The following is a 15528-nucleotide window of genomic DNA, read 5'->3' as shown; positions in this document are numbered from 1 at the left end:
GCGGGGATCGGCACCGACGAGCCCGCCGAGGGGCTCCCGGGTGTCCCCGACGGGTTCGAGCGGCTGTGGACGCCGCACCGGATGGCCTACATCGGCGGGCAGGACAAGCCGGCCACCGGCGCGGCCGACGACTGCCCGTTCTGCCGCGCCCAGCGGGGGACGGACGAGGAGGGCCTCGTGGTCGCCCGCGGGCGGAGCGCCTTCGTGGTGCTCAACCTCTACCCCTACAACGCCGGTCACCTCATGGTGCTGCCGTTGCGGCACGTCGCCGACTACACCGACCTGGACGCCGACGAGACGGCGGAGGTCGCCGCGCTGACGAAGACGGCGATGACCGTCCTGCGCACGGTCATGCAGCCGCACGGCTTCAACCTCGGGATGAACCAGGGCGCCGTCGCCGGGGCGGGCATCGCGGCGCACCTGCACCAGCACGTCGTCCCGCGCTGGGGCGGCGACATGAACTTCCTGCCGATCGTCGGCCGCACCAAGGCCCTGCCCGAGCTCCTGGGTGACACGCGCGCGCGCCTCGCCGCCGCGTGGCCCGGCCGGAGAGGATGATCGGCCCGTGCTGAACCGCCTGCGCGCCGGAGCGGCGCGCGTCGTCGGCCCGCTCGCGCGCGCCCTGCTCGCGCGCGGCGTCTCTCCCGACGCCGTGACCATCACCGGCACGGTCGGCGTCGTCGTCGCCGCGCTGTGGCTGCTGCCGACGGGGCACCTGCTCGTCGGCGCGCTCGTGATCGCGTTCTTCGCGCTGACCGACATGGTCGACGGCGTCATGGCGCGCACGTCCGGCCGCACGAGCAGCTGGGGCGCGTTCCTCGACTCGACCCTCGACCGCTTCGGCGACGCCGCGATCTTCACGGGCCTGCTGCTCCACCTGGTGGCACGCGACGAGCGACTGACCGCGGGCCTCGCCCTCGCGTGCCTCGTGCTCGGCTCGATCGTCCCCTACGCCCGCGCGCGCGCCGAGGGACTCGGCATGCGGGCCGACGTGGGAATCGCGGAGCGGGCGGACCGGCTCGCGGCCGTGCTGGTCGCCACGCTCGTCGTCGGCCTGGGGGCGCCCGTCGTGGTGCTCACGGTCGTGCTGGGGCTGCTCGCGGTCGCGAGCGCGGTGACGGTGGTCCAGCGGATGGCGGTCGTGCGACGTCAGGCGCTCGGCGGCGGGGCGGGCGCATGAGGATCTCCCTGCCCGGCAGGCCCAACCCCTTCCTGCTGGCCTGGCGCCTCGCCGCCCGGTTGCCCGAGGACGTCGTGCGCGCCGTCATGCTCGTCGCGGCCGACGTCGCCGCCCTGCGCCGCGGCGGCGGGGTGCGTCGCCTCGAGGCGAACCTGCGCCGCGCACGCCCCGACGCCGACGCGCGCACGCTGCGACGGCTCGCCCGGGCGGGCATGCGCACGTACCTGCGCTACTTCGCCGAGGCGTTCACGCTGGGCCGGGTGACCGACGAGCAGGTGCTCGCGCGCGTCCGGCCCGTCGGCGAGGACCGGATCCGGGCCGAGCTCGACGCCGGTCGCGGGGTGCTGCTGGCCCTCGGCCACCAGGGCAACTGGGACCTCGCGGGCGCGTGGGCGTCGCGGCACCTCGCGCCCGTCACGACCGTCGCCGAGCGCCTCGAGCCGCCCGAGGTGTTCGACGAGTTCGTGCGCCTGCGAGAGTCGCACGGCATGACGATCATCCCGCTCGACGCGGGGAGCGACGTGTTCCGGTCCCTCATCTCGGCCGTCCGCGCGGGCGGCGTCCTCGTGCCGCTGCTCGCGGACCGGGACCTCACCGCACGCGGCGTCGAGGTGGACCTGCTCGGGGAGCGTGCGCGCGTCGCCGCGGGTCCCGCGGCGCTCGCCGTCGCCACCGGCGCGCCGCTGTTCCCGACCACGATCCGGCACGAGCGCCTGCGCGGGGCGCGGCGCCGCGCGGCCGGCGCGCGCTGGGGGATCGTGCTGACCTTCCACCCGCAGGTGACGGCGCCCGAGGGCACGCCCCGGCCCGAGCAGGTCGCGCACCTGACGCAGGCCTGGGTGGACGCGCTCGGCGCCGACATCGCCGACCACCCGACGCACTGGCACATGCTCCAGCGCGTCTTCGTGGCGGACCTCGACCCGGCGCGCTACGCGGCGACCACCGGGGCCGCCTCGTGAACCGCGGCAGCCTGCGGATCGGCCTGGTCTGCCCCTACTCCTTCGACGTCCCCGGCGGGGTCCAGTTCCACGTGCGTGACCTCGCCGAGGCGCTGCAGCGCCAGGGCCACACGGTCTCGGTCCTGGCCCCCGCCGACGACGACACGCCGCTGCCCGACTACATCACGCCGGCGGGCCGGGCCGTCCCGGTCCGCTACAACGGCGCGGTCGCGCGCATGACGTTCGGGCCGGTCAGCGCGCGGCGCGTGCGTCGCTGGCTCGCCGCGGGGGACTTCGACATCCTGCACCTGCACGAGCCCGTCACGCCGAGCCTCGGCATGCTCGCCCTGTGGATCGCGTCCGGCCCGATCGTGGCGACCTTCCACACCGCGCTGCTCCGCTCGCGTGCGCTGCAGATGGCCTACCCCGTGGTCCGGTCGAGCCTCGAGAAGATCGCCGCCCGCGTCGCCGTCTCGGAGGACGCACGGCGCACGCTCGTCGAGCACATGGGTGGCGACGCGGTCGTCATCCCCAACGGCGTGTACGTCGACGCCTTCGCCTCGGCGCAGCCCGACCCGGGCTGGACGGGCACGCCCGAGGCGCCCACGGTCGCGTTCCTCGGGCGGCTCGACGAGTCGCGCAAGGGCCTGCCCGTGCTCACCGAGGCGATCCCCGCGGTCCTCGCGCAGCACCCGGGCGCCCGCTTCCTGGTCGCGGGCCACGGCGAGACCGGCGCCGCGGAGGCGGCCGAGGCGCTCGGTGAGCACGCCCGCGCGGTGACGTTCCTCGGTGCGGTCTCGGACGAGGACAAGGCGCGGCTGCTCTCCTCGGTCGACGTCTACTGCGCACCCCACACGGGCGGGGAGAGCTTCGGGATCGTGCTCGTCGAGGCGATGAGCGCGGGTGCGACGGTCGTCGCGAGCGACCTGGGCGCCTTCCGCCGCGTGCTCGACGACGGCGACGCGGGAATCCTCTTCCGCAACGGCGACGCCGCCGACCTCGCGGCGACGCTCGTGCGGGTGCTGGCCGACCCGGAGCTGCGGCGGCGCACCTCCGAGAGGGCGAGCGCCGTGGTCCGCCGGTACGACTGGTCCGCCGTGACGCACCAGGTCCTCACGGTCTACGAGATGGTGCTCGCGGGGACCAGCCCGCAGGTCCGCGTGCGCGAGGACCCGGCCTCCGTCCGGCTCGGGGAGCCGGGGGTGCAGCGATGACGTGGTCCGAGGTGACCGTGGTCGTCGTCGGCGCGCTCCTGCTCCTGCTGTGGTGGATCTGGGTCGCCGCGAGCCGGCTCGACCGGCTGCACCGCAAGGTCGGCGCGTCCCGTGCGGCGCTCGACACGCAGCTCGTGCGGCGGGCCTCGGCCGCCACCGAGCTCGCGGCCTCCGGGCTGCTCGACCCCGTGAGCTCCGTGCTGCTCGGGGAGGCGTCGTGGGCCGCGCTCTCCGCTGGCGAGAACGGCGGGGCGGAGCTGGTCGAGGCGCTGCCCGACCTGCGGGTCCGGGTCGCCGCGCCGAGCACCGCACGCGTCGAGCGGGACCTCGCCGAGAGCGAGCTCTCCCGCACGGCGCGCGCCGCCCTGGCCGACGAGGACGAGGTCGCGGCCCTCACCGCCGACCCCCTGGGCGAGGCGCTCCTCGGCGCTCTCGCCGACGCCTGGTACCGGGTCCAGCTCGCGCGCCGGTTCCACAACGAGGCCGTGGCCCAGACGCAGCGGATGCGCCGCAAGGTGCTCGTCCGGCTGCTCCGGCTCCACGGCCACGCACGCATGCCCCACACCGTCGAGATCGACGACACGTGGCCCGAGGCGCTCGCCCGACCCGGAGAGGTGACATGAGCTACCCCATGCAGCCCGCAGCGGCACCCGCACCATGGCCGGGAGGGCACCCCGCGCAGCCGACCGCCGTCCCCGCGGCGATGGCGCCGCCCGGCGTCGTCCCGGCGGCGGGCGGGATGCTCGCGCCGCCGCGCCGGGGGCCCGGGGTCGGCACGGCGATCGCGCTCGTCGCCCTCGGCATCCTCGTGCTCGTCGCCATCGGCGTCATCGGCATGCAGATCGGCATCTCGGCGCTCCCCGTGGCCGCGGTGCTGGCGTTCGTGCCGCTCGCGCTCGTGCTCCTCGCGGTGCGCTGGGTCGACCGCTGGGAGCCCGAGCCCTGGCAGGCCCTCGCGGTCGCGTTCGGGTGGGGCGCCTCCGTGTCCGTGCTCGTCGCCCTCGTGCTCAACACCGGCGCCATGATGGCGCTCGTCGCGACCGGCTCCTCGGCGCTCCAGGCCGACATCATCGGCGCGGCCGTGGTCGCCCCGATCACCGAGGAGTCCATCAAGGCGCTCGGCGTGCTGATCGTCTTCCTCGTGTGGCGCCGTTCCTTCGACGGGCCCGTCGACGGCCTGGTCTACGCGGCCACCGTCGCCGCGGGCTTCGCCTTCGTCGAGAACATCCTCTACTTCGGCAGCACCATGGCCGCGACCGAGGGCATCCCGGGCGGGGGCTCGGCGGTCGTCTCGATCTTCCTCATGCGCGGCGTCATGTCGCCGTTCGCGCACCTGCTCTTCACGGCCTGCACCGGCCTCGCGCTCGGCATCGCCGCCGAGCGGCGGTCCCGGTGGGCCTGGCTGTGGCTGTTCCCGATCGGCGTCTTCCTCGCCATGGTGCTGCACGGGCTGTGGAACGGCAGCGCCATGATGGGCGACGGCAGCGGCTTCCTCGTCATGTACGGCCTGTTCCAGGTCCCGCTCTTCCTCGCGACCGTGGGGCTCGCCTTCTGGCTCCGGCGCCGTGAGGCGCGCGTCCTGCGGCAGCGGCTGTCGGAGTACGCGGCGTCGTGGTGGTTCGCGCCGGCGGAGGTCGTCATGCTCGCGTCGCTCGGCGAGCGTCGCCGCGCACGCACGTGGGCGGCGAGCCGTGGCGGGCCCGAGGCGAAGGCCGCGATGGCGCACTTCCAGCGCGTCGCGACCCGGCTCGCGTACCTCCGCAACCGTGCGCAGACCAACCGCGCCGACCTGCGCGCCGCGCAGGACGAGAGCGCGGCCCTGAACGACCTCGTCGCCGCCCGGCACCGTCTGCAGCGCGCCCTGGCGGTCTAGGATGGGGGTGCCGCACCGACGACGAGGCGGCTCCCCAGCACAGCTTCCCGTGACCGTGGCCCAGACCGCGGTCTCCCTTCCGAGCACCGAGGACATCCCGACGTGAGCACCGAGAACCCCCAGAACGTCATCGGCACCGCCAAGGTCAAGCGCGGCATGGCCGAGATGCTCAAGGGCGGGGTCATCATGGACGTCGTCACGGCCGACCAGGCCAAGATCGCCGAGGACGCGGGCGCCGTGGCCGTGATGGCGCTCGAGCGCGTCCCGGCCGACATCCGTGCGCAGGGCGGCGTCGCGCGCATGAGCGACCCCGACCTCATCGACGGCATCATCGAGGCCGTCTCGATCCCCGTCATGGCGAAGGCCCGCATCGGCCACTTCGTCGAGGCCCAGGTGCTCCAGTCGCTCGGCGTCGACTACGTCGACGAGTCCGAGGTCCTCACCCCGGCGGACTACGCGCACCACATCGACAAGTGGGCGTTCACCGTCCCGTTCGTCTGCGGCGCGACCAACCTGGGCGAGGCGCTGCGCCGGATCACCGAGGGCGCCGCGATGATCCGCTCGAAGGGCGAGGCGGGCACGGGCGACGTCTCGAACGCGACGACGCACATGCGGACTCTGCGCGACCAGATCCGCCGGCTCACCTCGCTCCCCGAGGACGAGCTGTTCGTCGCGGCGAAGGAGCTGCAGGCGCCGTACGACCTCGTGGTCGAGGTCGCGCGCACCGGCAAGCTCCCCGTCGTCCTGTTCACGGCGGGCGGCATCGCCACGCCGGCCGACGCGGCGATGATGATGCAGCTCGGCGCGGAGGGCGTCTTCGTGGGCTCGGGCATCTTCAAGTCCGGCAACCCGGCCGAGCGCGCGGCCGCGATCGTCAAGGCCACGACGTTCTACGACGACCCGGACGTCATCGCCAAGGTCTCGCGCGGCCTGGGCGAGGCCATGGTCGGCATCAACGTCGAGGACGTGCCCGAGCCGCACCGGCTCGCCGAGCGCGGCTGGTGACGTCGGGCGGCACGCGTCCCGAGGCGGCGCCCGAGCCGTCGTCCGCGGCGACCCAGCTCGGTGACGACTGGGTGCCCGGACCGGACGGCGTGCCGTTCCGGCGCGGCGCGCGTGTGCTGCTGCTCGACGACGCCGCCCGCATCCTCCTGGTCCGCGGGCACGACATGGACCAGCCCGACCGATCGTGGTGGTTCACGGTCGGTGGGGGTGTCGACGCGGGGGAGGCCGCGCGCGACGCGGCCGTGCGCGAGCTCTTCGAGGAGACGGGGCTGCGGCTCGCCGCTGTCGACCTGGTCGGGCCCGTCGCGGTCCGGAGCGCGACGTTCGCGTTCCTGCGCCGCACGGTCCGGCAGGACGAGGAGTTCTTCCTGGCCCGCGTCGACGGCAGCGCGGCGCTCACGACCGACGGGTGGACCGAGGTCGAGCGCGCCTTCGTCGACGAGGTGCGCTGGTGGGACCTCGACGCGCTCGAGGAGGTCCGCGAGGAGGTCTTCCCCGTCGAGCTCGTGCCGCTCGTCCGCGGCCTGCTCGGCGGTTGGGACGGCGTGGTCCGTCAGCTGGTCGACGAGCGCTGAGCGGGCGCAGGCTCGGCGTCGGTCAGTCGCGGTGACGGCGGTGCGGGCGTCGAGGCCCGGCCGGCGCTGAAGACCGCGAGCGCGATCTCGGCGCGCCGCAGGCCGAGCCGACGGCGCAGCGCCGCCTCGGCGGCGGGGGAGTCGACGACCTCGGAGTGCGGCGCGACGCTGACTCCGGCGCGGTGCGCGTGCAGCCACATCCGCTGGAGCACCCGACCGGCCTCGACGACGTCGGCGTGGGGCAGCGGGAGCCGGCTGTCCATCGCCTCGGTCCGGCTGTGGACGGCGTCGTGGCCGAGCACGCGGAGGTCCGCGACGAGTACGAGGTGACGGGGGCCGTCCGCGGCAGCGGGGCGTGGCAGGGGCTGCGCCTGGCCCAGGTTCTCGATCGCCCGCGCGACCCGGCCCGCGACGGCGAGCAGGCGATCGCGCAGGCGGGCCCGTCGGGTGAACGGGGCCGCGAGCCGGGCGATCGGGCGCGGCAGGAGCAGCATGCGGTCGGTCATGCCGTCGCGGTCGTACCGGGGGTGGTCCTCGGACAGCCGCAGCCAGCGCACGAGCTCGGCGGCGATGCCCGGCCGCGCGACCGTGTAGGCGGTGCCGAGCCGCACGAGGTGGCGCATGGTCGCCGCGTCGACCTCCTCGAGCCGCAGCCACAGCGGGACGCCTGGTGCGTCGGTGAGGACGTCCGGTGCCGCGGTGAGCGTCCCGCGGTGGACCCGCCTGCTCCGGACGTCGTCGGGGGTGAACGGCGTGTCGTACGGCTCGTCCTCGGGGTGCAGCACGAGCACCGGCGTCGCCGGGTCCGCGGGGCCGTGCACGGGCATCGCGTCGAGGCGCTCGAGGTGGGGCGTGGGCTCGACGCGCAGCGACCGCCCGTCGGCCGCCGCGGCCACGGCCGCGCTCTCGACCCACGCGCCGAGCGCGAGCAGCAGGTCGCGTGACGTCGGGTCGCCCGCGCACAGGACGCGGCTCGGCACCACGCCGAGCTCGATCCGCCCGTCGACCACGCGGGGCGCCCATGGCTGCGTGTTGTGCGGGGAGGGCGCCCGGCCCGCGGCCCGCACCCAGGCGCTCGGGTCGGGCCGCGGCGGCTCGTGCGCAGACGTCATGGGGTTCCCGTCCTTGTGGTGGTGCCGGCGGCCGGCGGCGTGACCGGCGCGAGCGGCCTGCGGTAGAAGGTGCAGCCGTGCAGCGGACGGCCGCCGAAGCGCTCGAGCTGGCGCGCCGACCCGGGGTTGTCCCGGCCGATCATCGTGCTGCGCAGCCGGGTGTACCCGCCGCGTGCGAGCGACGCGTGCAGCTGGCGGCTCAGGAGCGTGAGCACGCCCCGGCCCTGACGCTCGGGGTCGGTGCCCTGGATGACGAGCACGGCCTCGCGGCGGTACCGCTGCCGCGTCGCGAGCAGCTGCAGGCGGCGCAGCGGGCCGAGCCGGCCGCCGGCGCGCTGCACGAAGGCCGTGATGTCCGGGACCACGAGGACGAACGCGACGAGGGCGCCGGTCGCGGCGTCGCGCGCGAGCAGCAGCAGGTCCTCGTCGACGAGGAAGCCCAGCCCGTCGGTCGCTGCCGCCATCTCCCGCGGCGTGATCGTCGTGTAGTAGGGGAGCGCCGCGAAGGACCGGTTGAGCACCTCGAGCACCTCGGGCACGAGGCGGGCGACGCGCGACGGGGCTCCGCGCTCGAGGACGAGGCCCGCGCTCCGCCACTCCTCGGCGGCCGGGGCGCCGTCGGCCGAGGACGGCGCGACGTCGACCACCCACGTGTCGCTCTCGCACCAGCGCTCGAAGCCGAGGGCCTCGTAGGTCGCAGGGACGCGCGCCGGGTTCCACGGCGAGTCCACGAAGCCGCGCTCGGAGAACCCCGAGGTGAGGACGCCACCCGTCTGGTTCGGGAGCAGCGACACGGGGCCGAAGAGCTGCTCGCGGCCCGAGCCGCGCCGCTCGAGCTCGGCGAGCAGGGCGCGCGCCGTGTCCTCGTCGGCGAACTCGGTGGCGCCGAAGAGCAGCGAGCGGGCCCCGAGGCGCTCGTCGAGGCGGGCGTCGGTGTGCACGGTCGTCCGGCCGACGACGGCGCCCGAGGCGTCGCGTGCGAGCAGGAGGGTGACGGGCTCGGGGTGCGGGCTGCGGCCCCGCCACCACGCCTCGACGGTCTCGGCCAGCAGCGGCACGGCGAGGTCGCGCGGGTGCAGCCGCAGGGGCAGGTCGACGAAGGCGCGCAGGTCGGCCGTCGACGTCACCTCGTGGACCCTCATGCGGCCGCCCGGCCCGGACCGCCGTCGGGCTCGTCGTCGGCGACGTGCAGCCGGATGTAGCCGCCCGTGCCGTGCCGCCGGTCGCGCGTGATCCACCGCATGAGGCGGCGGTGCGCGGGGACGCGCGCGAAGACGAGCAGGTCGTCACGCGTCGCGAAGAACGCGAGCGTGCCCAGGGTGAACGGAGGCTCCCAGTAGACGCCGTGCCACACGTACCCCGGCAGGCGGCGCATCGCGGCGACCATCGGGTACCACTCGCGCGAGAGGACCAGCCACGAGTGCGGGCCCCGGTAGCGGGTCGCACCGACGAACATGGCCCGCGCGTCCACGGGTGAGCCGGGGGACCCGGGCGAGCCGGGGGAGCCGGCAGAGCGCGAGGAGCCGGACGGCCGACGACGGCGGACCGCGGCCCGCCGCTCCCCGGCCGCGTCGGCGACGAGGGGCGGGACGGTCCCGCGGGCCAGCTCGCGGCTCACGGGCGTGAACCGCTCGATGTGCGCCATGACGTCGCCCTCGGCACGCCACACGCCGTTGGTGTACCCGTCCGCCTCGGCGCGCAGGCGCCGGTGCCGCGCGCCGTCGGCCGGTCGGCCGGCCAGGAACGCGTCGGCGTCCGCCGTGGTCGCGAACCACGCGAGCACCCCGCGGGCGCCGCCGCGGAGCCGGTACCCGGTGCTCCAGCGGTGGCCGGACGACGAGCGCGCCGCCGACCGCGCGGCCCCCTGCCAGGAGCGACCGCCCTCGGGGTGCTCGACGACGACCATCGCCTCCGCGCGAGCCTGCACAGGCGCGCGGGAGAAGTCGGTCGTGCGCATCAGCGTGCGGGGGTCGTCGGCGCGCCGCGGTCGCCCGGGTCGACGACGTAGACGTTCTTGATCTTCGTCGACCCGCCCGCGAAGGGACCCGTGCCGTGGTCGTGCACCTGGACCCGGAGGTCGGCCGCCGTCGGGTCCTCCTCGAGCGACTGCGCGACGTCGCGCGACACCGAGGCGAGGTGGCGCAGCACGCCGGCGGCGGCGCGGGCCGCGAGGTCGGCGCGCGCCGCCTCGTCGAGGTCCGCGTGCGCGCGGAGCTGGAGGTGGATCCCGGGTCGCTGCTCGTGCCCGCCGATGTCGACGAGGGAGAGCTTGAACGACTCGATCGACGCCGCGTGCGGGTTGTCGAGGTACAGCCCGTTCTCGACGTCGAGCGGGTAGAGGTTGGCGCCCATGTAGGAGACGGTCGAGTCCTTGCGGCCGAAGAGCAGCAGGAAGGGCAGCTTCATCCGCTGCGTCGCGAACGCCCGCTCGACGCCGAAGGCGAGGCGCGAGCGCAGCGGCTCGTCGAGACCCTCCACGGCGGCGCGCATCTCGTCGAAGCCGACGATGAGCGCCTCGTCGCCGATGTCGTACCGCAGCTTGGGGCTCATGATGTCCGCCGAGTTGAGGGTCGCGAGCAGCGTGCCCTCGGGCGTCGTCTCGAGGTACGTCTCGAGCGGGTTGTACTGGAAGACCATGGGCGTGCGCGTCTCGCCCGCGCCCAGCAACGCGTCGCGCAGCGGCTCGTGCGTCGCGAGCGCGCGGCGCAGCCAGACGGAGAGGTCGCTCTCCCCGGCCATGCCGATGGTCAGGTCCGAGGCGCCGTAGCCCGAGTACACGCGGCCGAAGCGGTCCTCGAGGTAGTCGCGCAGCCCCTCGGTGAGCGCCTCGCCGCCCACGAACCCGTTGAGGTCGTGGGCGTCCCAGTCGAACCCGTCGGCATCGAGCCGGTCGCGCAGATGCTTGAGGAACGGTGGGTACGCGCACACGAGGTACACGTACCCGGGGCCGAAGTGCCGGATCGTGTCGACGATCTTGTCGATGTCGGGGCCGGTGTTCTTCACCATCGCGATCCGCGACATCGCGATGCCCGTGTTGGTGCCGGTGGCCCAGGCGCCCATCGAGAAGGCGTTGATCGCGAAGAGCCGGCGGCTGCCGAAGAGCAGGCTCACGTAGCCGGCGACGTTCTTGTGCACCGTCACGAGCTCGGCGCGCGAGCGCATCCAGTTGTACGGCGTTCCGGACGAGCCCGACGACTCGTCGACGACGGTGCCGACGGTCCGGATCTCGCCGTCCCAGCACCGCTCGGCCTCGGGGTACCGGTCCACGTAGCCGTGCTTGGACGTGGGCGGGTACGCGGTGAGGTCCCACCAGCGGAACCGGAACCCGCTCTCCTCGACGTGCCGGCGGTAGGCGGGCACGTCGAGGTAGGCGTGCTGGCAGATCATCCAGGCGTTGAGCCGCGCGAAGCGCTCCATCGCCGGGTGGTAGTGCCGGGCCGTGAGGCGCCAGAGGGCCGGGTGCACGCGGTACGCCCGGTACACGAGCGTCACGAGCTCCGTGGCGACGCGCAGCGCGGCCTGGCGCAGCACGCTCGTCCGGCGTCGGTCGGTCGGCGCGCTGGTCACCGGCGCACCCTAGCAACGGGCGACGGCTCGGCCGGGAGCGCTCGCGTGGGCCGGTGGGTCACGTGACGGTGCGCCGCACCTGGTTCTCGGGGGCGGCGTCCTCGCCGGCGTCGAGCACGGCGCGCAGCTGCTCGACGGCGGCGAGCATGTCGCCGTGCGTGAGGTAGGGCGCGGCGACGCCCAGCCGCACGAGCCCCGGCTCGCGGTGGTCGCCGACGACGCCCCGCGCGACGAGCGCCTGCACGACGCCGATCGCCCGCGGCAGCGCGACCGACACGTGCGAGCCGCGCCGCTCCGGCTCGCGCGGCGTGACGAGCCGCGCCTCGGGCACGAGCGCGTCGAGGCACTCGACGAGGAAGCCCGTCAGCGAGAGCGAACGGGCGCGCACCGCCGCCACGTCGACGTGGTCGAACACGTCGAGCGCCGCCTCGAGCGCGGCCAGCGCGAGGATCGACGGCGTGCCCGTCCGGGCGCGCGCGATGCCGTCGGCGAGCACGTGCTCGGGCTCCATCGCGAACGGTCGGGCGTGACCGTGCCACCCGCGCACCGCCGGCTCGTACGCGGCCTGGTGGCGGCGGGCGACGTACGTGAACGCGGGAGCACCCGGTCCGCCGCCGAGGTACTTGTAGCCGCAGCCCACCGCGAGGTCGACGTCGTGCGCGTCGAGGCCCAGCGGGACCGCCCCCGCCGTGTGGGAGACGTCCCACACCGCGACGGCCCCGGCGGCGTGCGCCGCCGCGGTCACCCCCGCGAGGTCCCACAGCTCGCCCGTGCGGAAGTCCGCGTGCGAGAGGAGCACGGCGGCGACGTCGTCGCCGCGTTCCGCGAGGAGCGTCGGGACCTCGTCGGGCCGCGCGTGGACGACCTCCCAGCCGACGTCGCGCGCGACGCCCGAGAGCACGTAGAGGTCGGTCGGGAACGAGGCGGGGTCGGTCACGACGAGACGCCGTCCCGGCCGCAGCGCGGCGGCGGCGCGCAGCACCTGGAACAGGACGACGGTCGTCGAGTCCCCGGCGACCACCTGGCCGGGGGCGGCCCCGACGACGCGCGCGATGCGGTCGCCCACCCGCGTCGGCGCCTCCCACCAGGCGTGGTCGTTCCAGGACGAGACGAGGTCCCGGCGCCAGTGCTCGAGCGTCGCGTGCAGCGCCGGCGCGACCGACCGCGGGGGTGCGCCGAGCGAGTTGCCGTCGAGGTAGACGACGCCGGGCGGCAGGTCGAAGAGGTGGCGCAGGTCGGTCGCCGCGTGCGCGGTGTCGAGGTCCTGCGCGCGCGCGGCACGCTCGTCGCGCGTCATGCTGCGGGGGCGGCTGCGGCGAGCGCTCGACGAGCGGCGAGGCGGCGTCGCCACCACACGATGCCCAGGACGAGCATCGGGACCCCGAGCAGGCCGGTGAGCACCGCTGCCAGGACTCCGAACACCGTGCCGAAGATCCCCGTGAAGAACGGCAGGAAGGGCTCGTCCTCGAGGACGTACACCTGCGCCTGCGTGCCGTCGGTCGTGCCGGGGACCTCGAGCTCGTACGTGCCCGCCGCGTCCGTGCGGAAGGCGGCGACGGTGCGCGCCGTGGTGTCGCCGCGGCTCGCGCTCACCGTGACGCCCGGGCTCAGGGAGGCGTCGCGCTGCTCCCCGTCGGGGCCGCGCACCAGCACGTCGTCGGCGAGGTCCGTGGTGGGCTCGTCCGCGCCGTCCCACGCGGTCACGAGCGCGACCGCGTACCGGGTGTCCGCCGCGAGCTCCGCCGTGCCCTCGCCCGGGGCGTCGATCGCGACGACGACGGCGCTCCCGGGCGCGCCTCCCGGGCCCAGGAGGTCGGAGTCGACGAGGCCCACGAAGGTCCGCGTGACGACGACCGCGAGGCCGACGGTGATCAGCACGAGCAGGGCGCCGACGACGGTGAGCCACGCCGGTCCGCGGGTGGACGTCTCGGGCGGGCCCGCCGGCGGACGGCCCTGCGGGTACGGGTGCGGCGGCTGCTGGTGCTGCGGGTACGGCTGGGCCTGCGCCTGCGGCAGGTGCTGCGGGTGGGGGCCCGGGGAGGACGTCATGGCCCGAGGATAGGGCGGCGTAGGATCGCCGCTCGTGACTCCCACGATCGGCGTCCTCGCCCTGCAGGGGGACGTGCGCGAGCACGTCGCCGCGCTCGAGGCCAGCGGTGCCCGCGCGGTGCCGGTGCGCCGCGCGCGCGAGCTCGCCGAGGTCGACGGGATCGTCATCCCGGGCGGGGAGTCCACGACCATGGACAAGCTGCTGCACGTCTTCGAGCTCTTCGAGCCGCTCCGAGACGCGATCGGCGCGGGCCTGCCGGCCTACGGGTCGTGCGCGGGGATGATCCTGCTCGCGAACCGGATCGAGGGCGGGGTCGAGGGCCAGCAGACGCTCGGCGGCCTCGACGTCACGGTCCGGCGCAACGCGTTCGGCCGCCAGGTCGACTCGTTCGAGACCGACCTCGTCGTCGAGGGCGTGCCGGACAGCGCGACCGACCCCGTGCACGCGGTGTTCATCCGCGCCCCGTGGGTGGAGGAGGCCGGACCGTCCACGCAGGTGCTCGCGACCGTCGCCTCGGGACCGGCCGCCGGTAGGATCGTCGCGGTGCGCGAGCGCGACGTCGTCGCGACGTCCTTCCACCCCGAGATCACCGGGGACCTGCGTCTGCACCGCATGTTCGTCCAGATCGTCTCCGACCGCGGTTGAGGGGTTCACCAAGCGATGTCCGGTCACTCCAAGTGGGCCACCACCAAGCACAAGAAGGCCGTCGTCGACGCGAAGCGCGGCAAGCTCTTCGCCAAGCTGATCAAGAACATCGAGGTGGCCGCGCGGGTCGGCGGCGGTGACCCGGCCGGCAACCCCACGCTCTTCGACGCGATCCAGAAGGCCAAGAAGTCGTCGGTGCCGAACGACAACATCGACCGCGCGCTCAAGCGCGGCTCGGGCCAGGAGGCCGGCGGCGCCGACTACCAGACGGTCATGTACGAGGGCTACGGCCCCGGTGGCGTCGCCCTCCTCGTCGAGTGCCTGACGGACAACCGGAACCGCGCGGCCGCGGACGTGCGCGTCGCGTTCACGCGCAACGGCGGCTCGCTCGCCGACCCGGGCTCGGTCGCCTACCTCTTCTCGCGCCGCGGCGTCGTCGTGGTGCCGAAGACGGACGGGCTCACGGAGGACGACGTCCTCAGCGCGGTCCTCGACGCGGGCGCCGAGGAGGTCAACGACCTCGGCGACTCCTTCGAGGTGCTCAGCGAGGCGTCGGACATGGTCGCCGTCCGCACGGCGCTCGTCGACGCCGGCATCGACTACGACTCGGCCGACGCGCAGTTCGTCCCCGCGACCCAGGTCGAGGTCGACGCGGACGGCGCCCGCAAGATCCTCAAGCTCATCGACGCCCTCGAGGACAGCGACGACGTCCAGGAGGTCTTCGCGAACTTCGACGCGTCCGACGAGGTCATGGCGCAGCTCGAGGACGACTGAGCCCCGCGCCACGCCGGGACGGCGGGGTGCCGCCGCCGCGAGCGGCGGCTGGGAGACTGACGCCGTGCGCGTGCTGGGAGTGGACCCTGGGCTGACCCGCTGCGGGCTCGGGGTCGTCGACTCGCGTCCCGGGCGCACGGTCGTCCTCGTCGAGGTGGGCGTCGCGCGCTCGGCCGTCGACGACGACGTCGCCTCGCGGCTCGCGCACATCGGCGCGCAGGTCGAGGAGTGGCTCGACGAGCACGGTCCCGACGCGGTCGCCGTCGAGCGGGTGTTCGCGCAGCACAACGTGCGGACCGTGATGGGGACCGCGCAGGTCTCGGGCGTCGTCATGGCCGCCGCGGCGCGCCGCGGCATCCCGGTCGCGCTGCACACCCCGAGCGAGGTCAAGGCGTCGGTCACGGGGAACGGCCGCGCACCCAAGCTCCAGGTCCAGCAGATGGTGGCGCGCATCCTCGGGCTCGCGGAGCTGCCGAAGCCGGCCGACGCCGCCGACGCGCTCGCCCTGGGCATCTGCCACCTCTGGCGCCCGCAGGCCGGCGGCCCGCGTCCCACGGCAGCTGCCTCGGCCGCACGCGCGGCCGGCGGTGCGGGC

Annotated in this window: 17 protein-coding genes; 11 read left to right on the top strand and 6 right to left on the bottom strand. The window is 75.1% G+C overall.

What is annotated here, in order from left to right:
• Positions 1–6 precede the first annotated feature (6 nt).
• The 8 genes from ICW40_RS14655 to ICW40_RS14620 all read left to right on the top strand — a co-directional run bounded on the left by ICW40_RS14655 (position 7) and on the right by ICW40_RS14620 (position 6785).
• Entirely contained in the window at positions 7–558 is a 552-nt protein-coding gene (locus ICW40_RS14655) for an HIT family protein (protein ID WP_308121825.1), read from the top strand.
• A gap of 7 nt (positions 559–565) precedes the next feature.
• The gene (pgsA, locus tag ICW40_RS14650) at positions 566–1180 is read left to right on the top strand and encodes a phosphatidylinositol phosphate synthase (protein ID WP_221654757.1); all 615 of its coding nucleotides are present in this window, start codon (positions 566–568) and stop codon (positions 1178–1180) included.
• A complete protein-coding gene (locus tag ICW40_RS14645) occupies positions 1177–2139 on the top strand; it encodes a phosphatidylinositol mannoside acyltransferase (protein WP_221654756.1) in 963 nt (320 codons plus the stop codon). Before pgsA ends, ICW40_RS14645 begins: the two co-directional genes overlap by 4 nt.
• A gap of 11 nt (positions 2140–2150) precedes the next feature.
• Positions 2151–3332, top strand: coding sequence for a glycosyltransferase family 4 protein (locus ICW40_RS14640; RefSeq protein ID WP_221654769.1), 1182 nt, complete (start codon positions 2151–2153; stop codon positions 3330–3332).
• The gene (locus tag ICW40_RS14635; RefSeq protein ID WP_221654755.1) at positions 3329–3955 is read left to right on the top strand and encodes a hypothetical protein; all 627 of its coding nucleotides are present in this window, start codon (positions 3329–3331) and stop codon (positions 3953–3955) included. The genes ICW40_RS14640 and ICW40_RS14635 overlap by 4 nt, the downstream gene beginning before the upstream one ends.
• Positions 3952–5205, top strand: a complete 1254-nt coding sequence (locus ICW40_RS14630) for a PrsW family intramembrane metalloprotease (RefSeq protein WP_221654754.1) — start codon at positions 3952–3954, stop codon at positions 5203–5205. The genes ICW40_RS14635 and ICW40_RS14630 overlap by 4 nt, the downstream gene beginning before the upstream one ends.
• Before the next feature lie 102 nt (positions 5206–5307).
• Entirely contained in the window at positions 5308–6210 is a 903-nt protein-coding gene (gene pdxS / locus ICW40_RS14625; protein ID WP_221654753.1) for a pyridoxal 5'-phosphate synthase lyase subunit PdxS, read from the top strand.
• A complete protein-coding gene (locus tag ICW40_RS14620) occupies positions 6207–6785 on the top strand; it encodes an NUDIX hydrolase (RefSeq protein WP_221654752.1) in 579 nt (192 codons plus the stop codon). Before pdxS ends, ICW40_RS14620 begins: the two co-directional genes overlap by 4 nt.
• On the opposite strand, the gene ICW40_RS14615 is transcribed toward ICW40_RS14620, so the two are convergent.
• From ICW40_RS14615 to ICW40_RS14590, 6 genes are read right to left on the bottom strand one after another with little or no spacing between them, the layout of a single operon-like run.
• On the bottom strand, positions 6764–7897 hold the full coding sequence (locus ICW40_RS14615; RefSeq protein ID WP_221654751.1) for a hypothetical protein: 1134 nt from the start codon (positions 7895–7897) through the stop codon (positions 6764–6766). The genes ICW40_RS14620 and ICW40_RS14615 overlap by 22 nt on opposite strands.
• Positions 7894–9039, bottom strand: coding sequence for a hypothetical protein (locus ICW40_RS14610; protein WP_221654750.1), 1146 nt, complete (start codon positions 9037–9039; stop codon positions 7894–7896). Before ICW40_RS14610 ends, ICW40_RS14615 begins: the two co-directional genes overlap by 4 nt.
• Positions 9036–9854 carry a hypothetical protein gene (locus ICW40_RS14605; protein WP_221654749.1) on the bottom strand — a complete coding sequence of 273 codons (819 nt, stop codon included), beginning with the start codon at positions 9852–9854 and terminating at the stop codon, positions 9036–9038. The genes ICW40_RS14610 and ICW40_RS14605 overlap by 4 nt, the downstream gene beginning before the upstream one ends.
• Positions 9854–11464: a phenylacetate--CoA ligase family protein gene (locus ICW40_RS14600; RefSeq protein WP_221654748.1), complete on the bottom strand. Its 1611-nt coding sequence runs from the start codon at positions 11462–11464 to the stop codon at positions 9854–9856. Before ICW40_RS14600 ends, ICW40_RS14605 begins: the two co-directional genes overlap by 1 nt.
• 58 nt (positions 11465–11522) lie before the next feature.
• On the bottom strand, positions 11523–12761 hold the full coding sequence (gene kynU, locus ICW40_RS14595) for a kynureninase (RefSeq protein ID WP_221654747.1): 1239 nt from the start codon (positions 12759–12761) through the stop codon (positions 11523–11525).
• Entirely contained in the window at positions 12758–13513 is a 756-nt protein-coding gene (locus ICW40_RS14590) for a hypothetical protein (RefSeq protein WP_221654746.1), read from the bottom strand. Before ICW40_RS14590 ends, kynU begins: the two co-directional genes overlap by 4 nt.
• Positions 13514–13547: 34 nt before the next feature.
• On the opposite strand from ICW40_RS14590, the gene pdxT reads away from it, so the two are divergent.
• The 3 genes from pdxT to ruvC all read left to right on the top strand — a co-directional run.
• Positions 13548–14159: a pyridoxal 5'-phosphate synthase glutaminase subunit PdxT gene (pdxT, locus tag ICW40_RS14585; protein ID WP_221654745.1), complete on the top strand. Its 612-nt coding sequence runs from the start codon at positions 13548–13550 to the stop codon at positions 14157–14159.
• Between the two features lie 15 nt (positions 14160–14174).
• Positions 14175–14933 carry a YebC/PmpR family DNA-binding transcriptional regulator gene (locus tag ICW40_RS14580; protein WP_221654744.1) on the top strand — a complete coding sequence of 253 codons (759 nt, stop codon included), beginning with the start codon at positions 14175–14177 and terminating at the stop codon, positions 14931–14933.
• A gap of 64 nt (positions 14934–14997) precedes the next feature.
• Positions 14998–15528: crossover junction endodeoxyribonuclease RuvC (ruvC, locus tag ICW40_RS14575; RefSeq protein WP_221654743.1), on the top strand; the 531-nt coding region annotated here is incomplete at its 3' end.

The organism is Actinotalea ferrariae (assembly GCF_019733465.1).
Classification (GTDB): domain Bacteria; phylum Actinomycetota; class Actinomycetes; order Actinomycetales; family Cellulomonadaceae; genus Actinotalea; species Actinotalea ferrariae_A.
Note: the sequence above shows the minus strand (reverse complement) of the source record. Positions and strands in the feature narration are given on the sequence as shown.